General features: G+C 35.5%; 13 protein-coding genes. 11 read left to right on the top strand and 2 right to left on the bottom strand.

What is annotated here, in order from left to right; all coding sequences use genetic code 11:
* Positions 1-259: 259 nt before the first annotated feature.
* Positions 260-694, top strand: a complete 435-nt coding sequence (locus MKX67_RS12395) for a peptidylprolyl isomerase (RefSeq protein WP_322909411.1) — start codon at positions 260-262, stop codon at positions 692-694.
* 321 nt (positions 695-1,015) lie between these two features.
* On the opposite strand, the gene MKX67_RS12390 is transcribed toward MKX67_RS12395, so the two are convergent.
* Complete coding sequence (locus MKX67_RS12390) at positions 1,016-1,858, bottom strand: DUF2935 domain-containing protein (protein WP_095373170.1); 843 nt, start codon at positions 1,856-1,858, stop codon at positions 1,016-1,018.
* Positions 1,859-2,884: 1,026 nt separating this feature from the next.
* Positions 2,885-3,913, bottom strand: a complete 1,029-nt coding sequence (locus MKX67_RS12385) for a DctP family TRAP transporter solute-binding subunit (protein WP_342488260.1) — start codon at positions 3,911-3,913, stop codon at positions 2,885-2,887.
* Between the two features lie 192 nt (positions 3,914-4,105).
* Between MKX67_RS12385 and MKX67_RS12380 the strand changes: the two genes are divergently transcribed.
* The 10 genes from MKX67_RS12380 (at position 4,106) to mug (ending at position 14,706) form a co-directional block, all read left to right on the top strand.
* The gene (locus MKX67_RS12380; RefSeq protein ID WP_095373173.1) at positions 4,106-4,654 is read left to right on the top strand and encodes a TRAP transporter small permease; all 549 of its coding nucleotides are present in this window, start codon (positions 4,106-4,108) and stop codon (positions 4,652-4,654) included.
* Entirely contained in the window at positions 4,651-5,919 is a 1,269-nt protein-coding gene (locus MKX67_RS12375; RefSeq protein WP_095373174.1) for a TRAP transporter large permease subunit, read from the top strand. The genes MKX67_RS12380 and MKX67_RS12375 overlap by 4 nt, the downstream gene beginning before the upstream one ends.
* Before the next feature lie 255 nt (positions 5,920-6,174).
* Positions 6,175-6,945, top strand: a complete 771-nt coding sequence (locus tag MKX67_RS12370; protein WP_095373175.1) for a DeoR/GlpR family DNA-binding transcription regulator — start codon at positions 6,175-6,177, stop codon at positions 6,943-6,945.
* A gap of 331 nt (positions 6,946-7,276) precedes the next feature.
* On the top strand, positions 7,277-8,029 hold the full coding sequence (locus tag MKX67_RS12365) for an ABC transporter ATP-binding protein (RefSeq protein WP_307318444.1): 753 nt from the start codon (positions 7,277-7,279) through the stop codon (positions 8,027-8,029).
* Complete coding sequence (locus MKX67_RS12360; protein WP_322909408.1) at positions 8,022-9,644, top strand: ABC transporter permease subunit; 1,623 nt, start codon at positions 8,022-8,024, stop codon at positions 9,642-9,644. Before MKX67_RS12365 ends, MKX67_RS12360 begins: the two co-directional genes overlap by 8 nt.
* 16 nt (positions 9,645-9,660) lie before the next feature.
* Entirely contained in the window at positions 9,661-10,650 is a 990-nt protein-coding gene (locus tag MKX67_RS12355; protein WP_340975126.1) for an extracellular solute-binding protein, read from the top strand.
* A gap of 14 nt (positions 10,651-10,664) precedes the next feature.
* Positions 10,665-11,756, top strand: a complete 1,092-nt coding sequence (locus MKX67_RS12350; RefSeq protein WP_342488259.1) for a 2-aminoethylphosphonate--pyruvate transaminase — start codon at positions 10,665-10,667, stop codon at positions 11,754-11,756.
* Entirely contained in the window at positions 11,756-12,574 is an 819-nt protein-coding gene (gene phnX / locus MKX67_RS12345) for a phosphonoacetaldehyde hydrolase (RefSeq protein WP_342488258.1), read from the top strand. The genes MKX67_RS12350 and phnX overlap by 1 nt, the downstream gene beginning before the upstream one ends.
* Entirely contained in the window at positions 12,564-13,940 is a 1,377-nt protein-coding gene (locus MKX67_RS12340) for an aspartate aminotransferase family protein (protein WP_342488257.1), read from the top strand. The genes phnX and MKX67_RS12340 overlap by 11 nt, the downstream gene beginning before the upstream one ends.
* 259 nt (positions 13,941-14,199) lie before the next feature.
* Positions 14,200-14,706 carry a G/U mismatch-specific DNA glycosylase gene (gene mug / locus MKX67_RS12335; protein ID WP_328198079.1) on the top strand — a complete coding sequence of 169 codons (507 nt, stop codon included), beginning with the start codon at positions 14,200-14,202 and terminating at the stop codon, positions 14,704-14,706.
* Positions 14,707-14,809: the final 103 nt, after the last annotated feature.

The raw sequence follows: 14,809 nt of genomic DNA, 5'->3' as shown, positions 1-14,809 counted from the left end.
CATCTACATAAGGATGGTGATGATATGCAAAAACGGACGAAAAGACAAACTTTTAACACTGAAGAAATAAAATTCAACCTCACTACTTTTTTTCTCCATGTCTCATTTTATGCATCGATCATATTTCTTTTATTACTATTCTTAAGCTTATTTGGTACATAATAAATGCTTCATTTAAATTAATTAACCTTCAGATTTTATTCTTACATAAAAAAATGTTATGATAGAAAAGATTTTGAAATATAAAGGAGTGTTATACATGTCTGAAAAAGGATACATACAGCTACAAAATGGAGAAAAACTTGAATTTGAATTATACCCAAATGAAGCACCAGGTACAGTAGAAAACTTCAAAAAGTTGATTAACGAGGGCTTTTATAACGGGTTAACTTTCCACCGTGTGATTCCTGGATTCGTTTCTCAAGGTGGCTGTCCAACTGGTAATGGTACAGGTGGTCCAGGTTACACAATCAAATGTGAAACAGAAGGAAATCCACATAAACATGAAGAAGGATCACTTTCTATGGCTCATGCTGGTAAAGATACTGGTGGAAGCCAATTCTTCATCGTCCATGAACCTCAGCCGCATCTTAATGGTGTTCATACTGTGTTTGGTAAAGTAACTTCTGGTATGGAAGCTGTTAAAGCAATGAAAAATGGTGACGTAATGGAAAAAGTAGTTGTAGAAGACTAATAAAGCTAAGTAAGGCTCCTCTTTTATGAGGGGCTTTTTATTTTAAAAAAGGAATGGTTTAGGTTATTATTTTAAAAAAAAGAAAGAATATGCTTAAAGTATGAACGCATTCAGTAGAAAAATAAAATGTTCGCACTGTGATAAAAAATATGAAGTTTAAAAAAGAGAGTAAGGGATTTTTTTTCAAGACCTAAATTTAAAAAAGATAGAAAAATGAAAAGGTTCTACATATTAGATATGACTAATATGTAGAACCCTTTCTACTTTTTACGAAAGCCACCCGTTCGTTATATAAGGTTAGCCAAAATTTTCTGTCTTTGATCAGGATTTGGAACCACCTGTAAGATGTGCGTCAAACATATCAATGATTTCTAGGAACCTATCAGCTTCCCGGAAAACATGGTCGGCTAACAGAGGATGAATAATACTCTTAATTTTACATTGTTCAATTAAATCACGGGCTGTTTTCTTGAAGTCCCTTAGAGATGAAACTGACACCCGATTTTGATCCAGGAATTGATCTAAAAGTGGACCGGTTTGAGATTGTGGCCTCATAGATTCTAAGTCCTTTGCTTGATACAGCAATTGATCAAAATCATTGCTGAAATCCCGTGCTACATCAACCAGTTTCCTTTCTGACGGATCAAGGAGATGACCAATAAATTTTGCATGGTCTGCCATAATCCTTAAGAAGAAGACATTCTCTTTAATAATAGCATCTGGAAGCGCTTGTAATTTCCCTTCATTTAATTCAATTAATCGTTTTCTAAAATAATTAGCTTCCCTACTTGTATGGTCCACTAATAGTGGGAAATTATTTGCCCCCGGCAATTTGCATGTAAGAATTAGTCCTAGCACCTTCCTTTTAAATGCGAAAATATTAGTTGCAGCTTGTTGTACCTCTGAATTAAATCTTCTTATTTGTTCGGGATCTGTTTGATTATTAAAGGAATGTGCAGTTTGTTCGATTTGTTCAAATAAGCGATAAAATTGATTAGCCTCTTGAATTAGTTGAGTATCTTCTGCTCTAAAACCTAATCGAAGAAATAGAGAATGTTCTTTCATAATCCTAGCCCAAAAACGAATTTCATTTAAAGATCTCTCAACAAACAATCCGGATGTAACACCGGTATCAGCATGCAAAGATGTATCATCCCCGTTCATTCAATAACCTCCCTGAAATACTTCTTCTGTTCTATTCTATTCATATTTACATAGTCATTTGAATATGCCTTAAAGGAATTCCGTTTTATTTTGAAATCATGAAATAACGAGGACGAAATAATGCCTCCTCCTTTAAAAGGTCCTTTAATGAAAAAAGAGCGCTATCCTTGTTCAAGGATAACGCCGGATTGTTAAATCATTAAAGGGAGTGAGTTATTTTTTCAAATAAGTCACCTTCCCAACATATTGTTTTCACTCTTTTTCTAATAAACCACATCACCACTTGTTGAATAAAAAACGATAAATACACCTAACCTTAAAACGAATATTGGTCTTTCACTCGATCAATAAAAAAATAAGTACCTGAGTATGCCAATAACCAAAATAATCATACAGGATATTGTTACTAATATTTTGGGATTTGGAATTTATCGAAAAAAGCGAAGTAGAATTGCCAGAAGTACGGTAACAAGGAACTGAAAAAGTAGAAAATACTCTTATAAAAGGGGTAGTTAAGAATAAGTCCTTGGAAAGCTTAGAGCAGTTTAGACAAACTTATATAACCAGAAGGCAGGAATATAGCGCAATGTTTTATCCTTCTATTACTCTTTTATTGTTTTTTATCGTAACCACTTATATTATGACAATGATACTTTTAAAAACATGAATATTTTTTATGATAGAAGAAGGTGATAAAGCTTTTATAATGCGGAAATCTCTTAGAAACGAATAAGAACATGATAATAAAGAAAAGCGCCCATTAAAGAACGCCTTCTATCTTTTCTTATTTGCTTCACTTTGCAATAATTCTATAATTTGGTCCAATTTTTGCTCTACCTCAAGGTTTGGTTTCATACTATTTTTCCGAAAAAGAAATTTTACAGCGGCAGTGAATATGAATAGAATAGCTAAAAGGAGGAGGAACAATATTAGTTGAAAGACCATATCCCCAGTCATTACCTATATCACCTCATTTAATCGCTTTCTAACCATTATACATGTTATAGTAATTATTGGAAATGTGGATTATCTTTTTTCAGCATCCTCAATAATATCTTCGCCAATAATTTCCTTCCATTTATCATACACTGGCTGTAAATGCTCTTTAAAAGCTTCTATCTCTTCATCAGTCAGTTCATTTATTTCTATATCGCTCTCATTTTGTATTTTTACATAAGCTTCATCATTGAGCTTTTCAGCAGAATCTCTAGCAATCTCTGTACCTGCGTCGATTCCAGCTTGCACAATACGCTTGCTCTCATCATTTAATCCATCCCAAAAAGTTGTGTTTGTTAGTAATGCATAGTCAACACGGTTCATACCGATAATGGTTAAGTACTCTTGTACTTCAGCAAACTTTTTCGATTCGATGTTGCTATACGGGTTATCTTGACCATCGACCGTTCCTTGTTGCAAGGCAGTATATAGCTCTCCGAAAGGGATCGAACTTGAGCCGGCCCCTAATGATTTATATAGTTCTTCTAATAGTTGCCCTCCAGTTGTCCGCACTTTCAATCCAGCAAAATCACTTGGAGAGGATATAGTATGGTTATTATTTGTCACATGCTTGGCTCCGTTTGGCCACATGGTTAACCCTAATACTTTATCTTTCTGTAAACGCGCTAATACTTCTTTCCCCTTTGGTCCATCCCAAAAATTTTCAGCAGCTTCATCATTTTCAAATAGAAAAGGCATACCTGGAATATTAAAACCGACTTCAGAACCAACTAATTTTGTCATTTCCGGCATGATGAATTGAACATTATTGGCAATTAAGTTTTGATACTCATCTTTATCACCGAACAAGGAGCTATTAGGAAAAATCTCAACTCGGATCTTCCCATTGGATTGTTCTTCAATCACTTCTTTCATTTTTAATGCCCCTTTATGCTTGGGGGTATTTTCTGCAACTACGTGGGATATCTTAATAGTCATTGCTTGAACGCCGTTTACTTGGGTAGCATCTGCATGTGTAGGGTGACTTTGACAACCAGACAGAAGTGTTCCAACGATAATCAAAAGGCAAAGGACAAAAATCGATTTTACTCTTAACATGGAAAAACCCCCCTAAGTTACAAAAGAAATCGCTTACAAAATAGTATATTGGATACAATATCTAGAATTATAACAAAATAAATGAAAATTGTGAATAAATAAAAATAAATAAATATTCTGTTTATTATTCATTTGTTTTATAGTAAAGTATAAATATTGGATACAATCTACAAAAGGGAGTTGATAATCGTCATGCTTAAGAAACTATCAAGCTTAGAAGAGGGAATGGCTGGTTTGTTATTTATTGCTGGTGTGTTTGTAAGTCTGTATGGGGTATTTACACGGTATATCCTCAATATGCCGCAAGCTTGGGTGACAGAGATTTTTGAATTTTTGATTGTTTGGTCCATCTTTTTGGGTTTTGGTATCGCTTTAAAAGAAAATCGTCATATCAGTGTAGAAATCCTATTTGATCGTTTATCTTACAAAGCAAAAATGATTATTAACTGTATTAGCAATTGTATCGGTGCGGGTTTTGCCTTTTTTTTAATGTTTACAAGCATTAAATTGGTAACGCTTACAAGAGTACAAGGTACTGAAACTGTTGACGTAGGTATTCCGATTTGGATTACTTTACTTGTATTACCTATCAGTATGGGACTACTAGGGCTTTACTTCATTAGAAAAGCTTATAGATCTGCTAAAGGAGACAAGAAAGAGTTAACAGGTGAAGTAGAAGAATTATATGAAGAAATTGAACAACAAAATAGAGAAAATCATAACAAGGGGGTTAGTTTATGAGTGCGATTATTGTCCTCTTTGTTGTATTTACGATTCTTTGTTTATTAAGAGTTCCAATCGCAGTCAGCCTTGGCCTATCTAGTATCGTTGCTTTATTTATGGTAGATTTTACGCTTTATACGGTTGGTTTGAAGATGTTTAATGCTTTAAACTCAGCAACTTTAATGGCGATTCCCGGATTCGTTTTTGCAGGGGTGATTATGTCCAAAGGTGGCATATCCTTTCACTTAATTGAAGCACTAAAATCATGGGTCGGTCATTTTCGCGGTGGATTAGCTGTTGTCACTATCCTTGCCTGCATGATTTTTGCTGCCATCTCAGGCTCAAGCCCAGCCACAGCTGCAGCAATTGGTGGGATTATGATTCCTGCGATGGTAAAGGCAGGTTACAGTAAAAGATATTCGATGGGTTTAGTGGCAGCTGCTGGAACGCTAGGTATATTAATCCCACCGTCCATTCCGTTAATTATTTATGCAACAGTTGCAGAAGCCTCAGTAGGTAAATTATTTGCTGCAGGAATAATCCCTGGTTTGCTACTAACAAGTTTACTTTTGTGTTCAGCTATATTTCATGCAAGGAGACATAATTATGGTAGATTAGAAAAAGTTCCCTTTCAATTGAGATGGAAAAAGACATATAAGGCAATCTGGGGCTTTTTACTACCCGTTTTTATTTTAGGTGGCATTTATAGTGGGGCTGTCACGCCAACTGAAGCAGCTTTTGTTTCTTGTTTATACGGTTTAATTGTGTCGATATTTATTTACAAAGAGATGACTTTTAATAAATTTCGAGAAGTATTAAAAGAGTCTATTAATATAACTGCGATGATTTTCTTAGTAATTGCTTCAGCCATGGTTTTTGGGATGTTCTTAACAACGGAACAAGTACCACAGATTTTTGCTCAATGGATTGAAGCTAGTGCAGCAAATAAGTGGATATTTATAATTGGTGTCAACTTGATGTTTTTCTTATTGGGGATGTTTCTGGAGGCAACAGCGATTATTTTAATCACTTTGCCAATCTTACTACCTGTATTAGTATTGTTTGATATCAATATCATACATTTTGCCATTATTATGACGATTAATATGGAGTTAGCGATGATTACTCCTCCGGTAGGGCTAAATCTATTCGTAGTTAGTGGAATTACAAAAGAAAAAATTGGTGAAGTGATTAGAGGTGTGGTTCCCTTTTATTTGCTTATGGTGGTTGCACTGATTCTTGTTATCATATTCCCTGAAATCTCTTTGCTGTTAGCAGAGTAAATCATTGAGTAATAGAGCCGTCCAAAGCAATGTCTTTGGCGGTCTTTTTGTGTTGTTATAAATCAACAAATATAAGAAATATGTAAAACCCTTTAAGCGGTTGTAAATGATATTTAAGGTTTTGTAAATGTTTGTGAGATTCTCTGACAGGATGATATACATGTGATATTCTTGCTTATATAATAAAAAACAACATAAAACAAAATAAAACAAAGTAAAACAACAAAAGAATTTTGATTAAGGGAGCAAACATGGATGTCTCTACTAGCCGAAGAAAGAAAGAAGAAGATTATGAGTTTAATCCAAGAGTTTGGACAAGTGAAGGTTAATCAATTGGCGAAAGAATTTCATGTATCAACGGAAACCATTCGTAGATACTTAGAAGAATTATCAAATGAATATAAAATAAAAAAAGTTCATGGTGGTGCAGTCAAGGTTGAGCCTGTAAATAATGAATTGTCGATGTTTGAAAGAGAAATTCTTCATATCGACGAAAAGAAATTGATTGGTAAGAAAGCAGCTTCACTTGTTGAAGATGGTGATGTACTTTTCATTGATGAAGGAAGTACAACGATGCAGATGGCTGATGGTTTATTAATGAAAGAAGGCATTACAGTGATAACGAATTCCTTTCCCATCGCGATTAAATTAATGGAAAGAGAGGAGTTAAGAAGTTTCACAGGTGAACTTATCTTCTTAGGTGGACATGTTCGTAATGATCACTTCCGTACAACCGGATCTTTGGCAGAAAAAATGGCAAAAGAATTTTATGTCGATAAAGCATTTATTGCCATCGACGGTGTGGCTAATCAAGCTGGATTTACAAGTTATGACTTAGATAAATGTCTTCTGTCACAAGTTTTTATCTCGCAATCAAAAAAATCTTATGTGCTAAGTGATGATTCTAAGGTGGATAAGGTAGCCAATTATAAAATCGCCTCATTAGAAGAAGTGAATTACTTTATTACGAATATCGATTATTCGGACACAGTTGACCTTACTAAAGAACAATGGATACAGAGCTAAAAGGAGAGGGATGCAGTTTAGGTAGCTGATTGCTGCCCTCCTTAGTTCAGAGGGGAATGGAAAAATGATTATTCCAATGCCGGTTGCCGCACTATTGTATCGTGGTTAGGATTTCTAGATGCTGATTTAATTATGAAAAACGGTTTTTAAAGTAAAGAGACTTACTTCAGCAGCGATAATATTTTTTGTAGGCGGTAAAAGGGTCTATAACATGGTTAATTTTTATCATTGTGACACTTTTTATCATTCCTCTTGGTAAATATTTGGAGATTAAAAGAGGGGAATGCTCAGTTTTAAATACTGAATTTTCTAACTATTGGAGGATTTAAATATGCTCAAACTTGAGAATGTATCTAAAAAATATCATAACAAATCAGTATTAGAAAATATTGATTTAGAAATACAACCAGGAGAAATCGTGTCACTTCTTGGTCAAAGTGGAAGTGGAAAAACAACGTTATTAAACATCATTTTAGGATTGACAAAAATGGATAGTGGAAAAATTTATTATGAGAATGAAGATTTAACGAATGTAAAGATGAAGGATAGGGGCTTTAATATTGTTTTTCAAGATTATGCATTATTTCCCCATCTAAACGCCTATGAAAATATTGTATATGGCTTGAAGAATAAGAAATCTATGGACTCAAAGAATGAATTACACGAATATATTGATTTCCTTGAGCTCGGTCCACATTTGGACAAGAAAATCAGTCAACTATCTGGCGGGCAAAAACAAAGAGTCGCGCTTGCGAGAACGTTAGTGATGAAACCAAGAATTCTTCTATTAGATGAACCGTTAAGTGCATTAGATGGGGTGATAAAAGAGTCCATTAAAGAAAGAATCAAGTCGATTGCTAAGCAATTTCAATTGACAACCATTATTGTTACGCATGATCCGGAAGAGGCGTTAACTTTGTCAGATAAAATTTTAATTATTAATCAAGGTCATGTGTCACAATTTGGTACCCCACATGAAATCATTCATGAACCGAATAATGAATTTGTGAAAGATTTTATACTCAAACAACTCCACATTAAAAGGCAAAATATTTTTCATTTGTTTGGTGAGCAATATGCCTAATATCAAGTTGGAAATGAAAGTCATCTATATGGCTATCATCCTATTATTCTCGGTATTTCTAGTATCGCCAATGCTGGCATTATTCTACCGCTCCTTCCAAACAACCAATGGCCTTGAATTAACTAATTATATAAATGTACTAGCGAATGGCGAACTAATAACAGCGTTCATGAACAGTATAAAAGTTTCAGGATTAACAGCCGTAATTTCAACTGTGTTAGCGTTTATGATTGCTTACGCATTACATTGTACGAATATTGAAAAACGTTATAAAAGTATCATTAAAGTTGGGATACTTATTCCTATGTTGTTACCTACGATTACATACGGTTTTGCGATTATGTATTCTTTTGGTAATCAAGGATTAATCACGCAGCTCATGGGACAACCCTTATTTAATATCTATGGATTTAATGGCTTGTTGTTAGGCTATACAATTTACACTTTACCGGCTGCCTTTCTTATTATCAATAACTCATTTATGTATATAGATAAGAGATTCATGGTTGTTTCAAAGTTGATGTTAGACGGTACTTGGAGAAGTTTTTTTCATACGATCTTACGTCCATTAACTGGCGCTATAGGTGGAGCCTTTGTACTCTCATTTATTCTAAGTTTTACTGATTATGGGATACCAGCTTCAATTGGCGGAACATACTCGGTTGTTTCTACTCAACTTTATCAAGTGATGCTTGGTTCAATCCCGAATTTCAGCCATGGGGCAGTCATCGCTATATTAATGCTCTTACCAGCCTTATTCGGTGTTTTTTTACTGCAATATTTAGAACGATTCAATTTCCATTATGACAAATTCACTGAGATTGAAATGGTTGAACATAAAGGCAGAGATATGAGTTTTGCGTTATTATCTTCCATTGTCATCATTGGTATGTTATCTGTCTTTCTGGTGATGTTCATTGCACCGTTTTTAACAAGTTTTCCTTACGATTCAACTTTTACATGGAATCATCTCATCAATGTATTTCAATCAAATGACCTCATTGGTGTGTATAAGAATTCTCTAATCGTTGCTCTTTTTACGACATTATTTGGGATATTGATAGCCTACAGTTCAGCGATTATTAATGCGAGAACAAAGATAAAAGGAAAAGGCGCGTTTGATATTGTTTCAATGATTACAAATACCTTGCCTGGTATGGTACTTGGTCTATCGTATCTATTACTTTTCAATAATAGTAGTCTAAAAGGCACGTTTATCATTATTATTGTATGCAATATTGTCCACTACTACACAACGCCTTACTTAATGGCGAAAAATTCTCTATCTAAGATGAACCCGACATGGGAAACAACGGGAGGATTACTCGGAGATAGTTGGTTTAAAACGATTTACCGAGTGATTCTGCCAAACTCTTGGGGCACAGTGATAGAAATGTTTAGTTATTATTTTATCAATGCGATGGTCACGATTAGCGGAATTATTTTTCTCGTATCTGCTCAAACATCGCTTGTTTCAAGTAAGATCAAAGAACTACAGCACTTTGCTAAATTTAATGACATTTTTGTACTATCTTTACTGATCTTCTTCACTAATCTCATTATCAAACTACTCTGTGATTATTTACAAAAAAGAAGATCATTAAAAAATATATAAAAGTGAGGGATGTAACATGAGAAAAAATAAAAAATGGTTCACACTCTTGTCAGTTGCTATCGTCATGATTCTAGCTGGATGTGGAGGGGAGGCAGCAAGTGGTGACAGTAATCAAGTCGTGATCTTATCAAATGGTGATGAAGAAGCAGTAAACGTGATGGAAGAAACATTAAACGATGCTGGCTTTGAAGGAGACTATTTAATTCAATCATTAGGAACATCAGAATTAGGAGGAAAATTATTAGCAGAAGGGAAAAGTATTGAAGCAGATATCGTCACAATGAGCTCTTACTTTTTAGAAAGTGCTGAAAAGCAACATGACATGTTTAAAGATTTAAGTTTCGATACAAGTAGTTTAGAAGAATATCCTAACTTTTATACTCCTTTATTAGCTAATACTGGTTCGTTATTTTATAACACTTCTCTTTTAGAGCAAAAAGGGCTAGAAGTCCCGACCTCAATAAAAGAGTTGGCAGAACCACAATACGAAGGCTTAGTGTCAATTCCTAATATTATGGATTCTTCCACAGGATGGATGCTTATTCAGGCAATTATTAGTGAGTATGGAGAAGAAACTGGTAAGAAGGTAATGGCTGGGATTATAAAAAATGCAGGGCCCCATTTAGAAAGTTCAGGTTCTGGTTCTATTAAAAAGGTGCAAGCAGGGGAAGTCGCGGTTGGATTTGGATTGCGTCATCAAGCGGTTGCTGCAAAAACGGGAGGCGCACCAATTGATTTTATCGATCCAACAGAAGGGAACTTCTCAACTACAGAATCGATTGCCGTCATTGATAAAGGTGAAGGGCAAAAAAAATTAGCGGAAGAAATGGCTGAAGTTCTGGTAAAAGAAGCGAGAGAAGGTTTAATCGACTATTATCCAGTTGCTTTATACGATGGCGAGACGGTTGCAGATGAAAACATTGCTAGCAATCAAAAAATATTCTCAGAACCAATGACAGTAGAGTTATTAGAGAAACATCAAGCATTCTTTAATTCAGCTAAATAAAGGAGAGTTTACGAATGAAACAATATAAATTATTAACACCAGGTCCATTAACAACGACAGAGGCGGTTAAAAGAGAAATGTTGTTTGATCGTTGTACTTGGGATGATGATTATAAGCAAATTACGCAAAAAATTCGCTCAGATTTATTAAAACTTGCTCATGCAGAAAATGATGACTATACCGTTGTCTTGATGCAAGGAAGCGGCACTTTTACAGTGGAATCAGTTATGACTTCTGCTTTTAGTAAAGAAGATAAAGCATTGATTATTACGAACGGTGCCTATGGTGAGAGGATGGTCAAAATCGTTAACTATATTGGTATCAAGCATACGCATTACGCTGTTGCCTATAATGAATATCCGAAAGAAGCAGAGATTAGAAATTTATTGTCTTTAGATAACGAAATTACACATATCGTCATGGTCCATTGTGAAACAACGACAGGTATTCTTAATCCAATTGAGATGATCGCCAACGTTGCTAAAGAAACAAATAAAACATTAATTATTGATGCAATGTCAAGCTTTGGCGGAATGGAAATTGATATACCTGCACTTGGGATTGACTTCTTAATAAGCAGTGCGAACAAATGTATTCAAGGAGTGCCAGGGTTCGGATTTGTGATTGCTAAAAGAGAGAAAATCATCTCTTGTAAAGGTAATGCACGAAGCCTTTCACTCGATTTATATGATCAATGGGTAGTGATGGACAAAGATGGCAAATGGCGCTATACTTCACCAACTCATGTCGTTGCTGCTTTCGGGAAGAGCTTGGATGAACTGGATACAGAAGGAGGGATTCCTGCTCGTGAACAACGATACCGAAATAATAATCAGTTATTAAGGAAGAGAATGAAAGCCATTGGATTTGATACATATATTAGTGAGGACAAACAATCACCAATTATTACTTCCTTTATTTATCCGAACGATCAATTTAGTTTTCAAGCTTTCTATGATTATATGAAAGAACATGGGTTTGTTATTTATCCAGGAAAACTAACTGATGAAGATACTTTTAGAATGGGCAATATTGGCGAAATTTACGAAGAAGATATTAACCGTTTATGTGATATTATCGAAAACTATTTGGGAGTGAAAGCATAATGAAAAAAATAGAAGCAGTAATATTTGATTGGGCGGGTACGACAGTAGATTTTGGTTGTTTTGCACCTGTAAATGTCTTTATTGATATTTTTAAAGATGCGGGTATTGAGGTGACGATGGCAGAGGCGAGAGAACCAATGGGCATGCTAAAGATCGATCATATTCGCGCCATGCTGTCGATGCCCCGGATTGCATGTCTTTGGGAAGAAGAAAATGGCAAGCCATTCACTGAAACAGATGTAGAAAGGTTGTATAGCAAATTCGAACCGGCTTTATTGCAGTCATTAGCTCATTTTACTGATCCGATAGCTGGTGTGGTCGAAACGGTTACAGAGTTAAGAGCAAATGGTTTGAAAATAGGGTCAACGACAGGCTATACGAGCACAATGATGGATATTGTTGTACCCTTAGCAAAGGAAAAAGGCTATACACCTGATTGTTACTTTACGGCTGATGATACCGATTCGTACGGTCGACCGTATCCGTTTATGATCTTTAAAAACTTGCAGGCATTAAAAGTATCGAGTGTGAAAAACGTCGTGAAGGTTGGAGACACGATTTCAGATATGAAAGAAGGTGCGCAAGCCGGCGTATGGACGGTTGGGGTGATAGTTGGTAGTTCTGAAATGGGCTTATCAGCCAATGAATTTAACAAATTATCTGGAGAGGAACAACAGAGAGAAATGGCACGAACAAAAGAAGCCTTTATAAGCGCAGGGGCTGATTTTACAATTGAGACAATGACAGAATTACCTTCACTGATAGAAACAATTAATCTTCAAGGATCCGGGAAGGAAAGGGAAGCTATTGAAGAATAAAGAAGCACTTCACCGTGAAGGAGACGTGAATAATAGCCCTTCACGGATGAGGTGGAATCATTCACTTGATCAGGTAAGTCGAGAAACACTTTGGCGAGACGAAGCGGTCTTTATAAGGCAATCGATGTCGACTCCTTGTCTACAAACCATTGTTGACGCAGACGGTTGCTACTTAATCGATCGAGAGGGAAAACGTTATTTAGACTTCCATGGCAATAGCTTGCATCAAGTCGGCTATAAAAATCCGTATGTGATTGAAGCTATCACGAAACAAATGAGTACTTTGCCTTTTATTCCGCGGAGATTTACTGCTGACATTGCGATGGAGGCAGGAGAAAGGTTAGTAGAGAAGACGATCTCAAAAGATTTCAAAGTATTATTCGTTCCATCAGGCAGTGCAGCAGTGGGACTTGCTTTGAAAATTGCTAGAAAAGTGACTGGCAATCATAAAGTGATTTCCATGTGGGAGTCATTTCATGGGGCTGGCTTAGATGCAATCTCTGCGGGAGGAGAGTCTGTATTTAAAAACGGTATTGGTCCGATGTTACCTGGGATGATTAAAGTAATGTCCTACCAGTCCTACCGGAATGTCTTTGGTGCAAGCTCACCAGAAGATATCGCTGAAAAGTCGTTAAATTATCTGGAGTATGTCATTTTGAATGAAGGCGATATTAGTTGCATCTTACTAGAGCCAATTAGAGCAACAGATACGCATATTCCTCCACGCTCTTATTTTAAAAGGTTAAGAAAAATATGTGATGAACATGGGATCCTACTCATTTTTGATGAGATTCCAACCGCCTTTTACCGAAGCGGTGAATGTTATGTGCATCAATTATATGATATTGAGCCAGATATCCTTGTATTGGGAAAAGGATTAGGCGGAGGCATCGTGCCACAAGCTGCTGTTTTAGTGAAAAAAGTGCTTGATACGGCGGCAGAAGTTTCACTCGGTCATTATACACATGAAAAGCCAGCAATAGGCAGTGCGGCTATCGTTGCCATGCTTAACTATATTGACGATTACAGGTTAAAAGAAAATAGTTTGAGCCAATCTCAATTCATGGCGGCTAAGTTAAAGAAACTAGCGGAGCAGTATACTTGCATTGGGGATTTACGAATCTGCGGATTGTTAATAACGATCGAGCTTGTTAAAAGCCGAGACACAAAAGAAAAAGATGAGCAGTTGACCGAGTTTCTTCTCTACTACTGTTTGCAGCATGGTCTATCGTTTAAAGTAGCAGCTGGCAATTGCATCACATGGCATCCACCCCTTATTATCAAAGAGAAAGAAGCAAGCTTAGCTATTGAGTTATTGGAGAATGGCTTGAGAGCATATCAAGCAAAAAACCCTCTCATTATTTGAGAGGGTTTTTTGTCTTCTGTTAAGTGAAACATCATAAAAATTAAGAAATCGTCTAAACAGCACTTTAAATGATGAAAATGATTGTCAGGATAATAAGTATCCATTTTTAAGATTGTAAACGTCTTCTTTTCTAGAACATTCATACAAACAATTGATAATCGTTTCCTTCCAGTCTAAAATATTGTAGATTTTATCAATGCAAAAATGATCATTCACATGCTATGGTTATTGTATGAAAAAATAAAAGGAGTAAAGATAAATGAAACCGATAGATGATCATCTTAAAAAGGATTTAAAAGTCATATTTATTGGGTTTAACCCGAGTGTAAAGTCTGCAGAAACTGGATTTCATTATGCCAACCGTCATAACCGGTTTTGGAAAATCCTCTATCAATCTGGGCTGACTGAACGGGTTTACTTACCAGAAGAAAATCATCAATTACTTCAATTAGGATATGGTTTAACAAATATTGTCTCAAGACCAACTAAAGCGGCTAGCGATATTACGAAGGAAGAATATCAAGCAGGTAGATTAGAACTATTAGAAAAACTAAAAAAATATCAACCTGAAGTGGCCTGTTATGTAGGGAAAGGTGTATATCAAGAATTTAGTAAGAAAAAGAAGGTATCTTGGGGATTTCAGAGCGAATCGGTTGTACCAGGTGTAATTGATTTTGTTGCACCTTCATCAAGCGGGCTTGTAAGAATGAAAATAGATGAAATTGTAGATATCTATAAACAATTGAGGGAAAAGTTACGGAAGTAAAAAACAGGAAAAAAGACCGAGAGAAAAAAAGGTCTAATTTCTTTCAGAATATTTAATCTTTTGTTATAATAATGATACAACTTGTATCGCTTCAAAATTCTCT

Origin of the sequence: Cytobacillus sp. FSL W7-1323 (assembly GCF_038595015.1) — a bacterium.
Taxonomy (GTDB): Bacteria; Bacillota; Bacilli; order Bacillales; family Cytobacillaceae; genus Cytobacillus; species Cytobacillus kochii.
The sequence above is the reverse complement of the archived record's forward strand: the minus strand, read 5'-3'. Positions and strand labels throughout refer to the sequence as shown.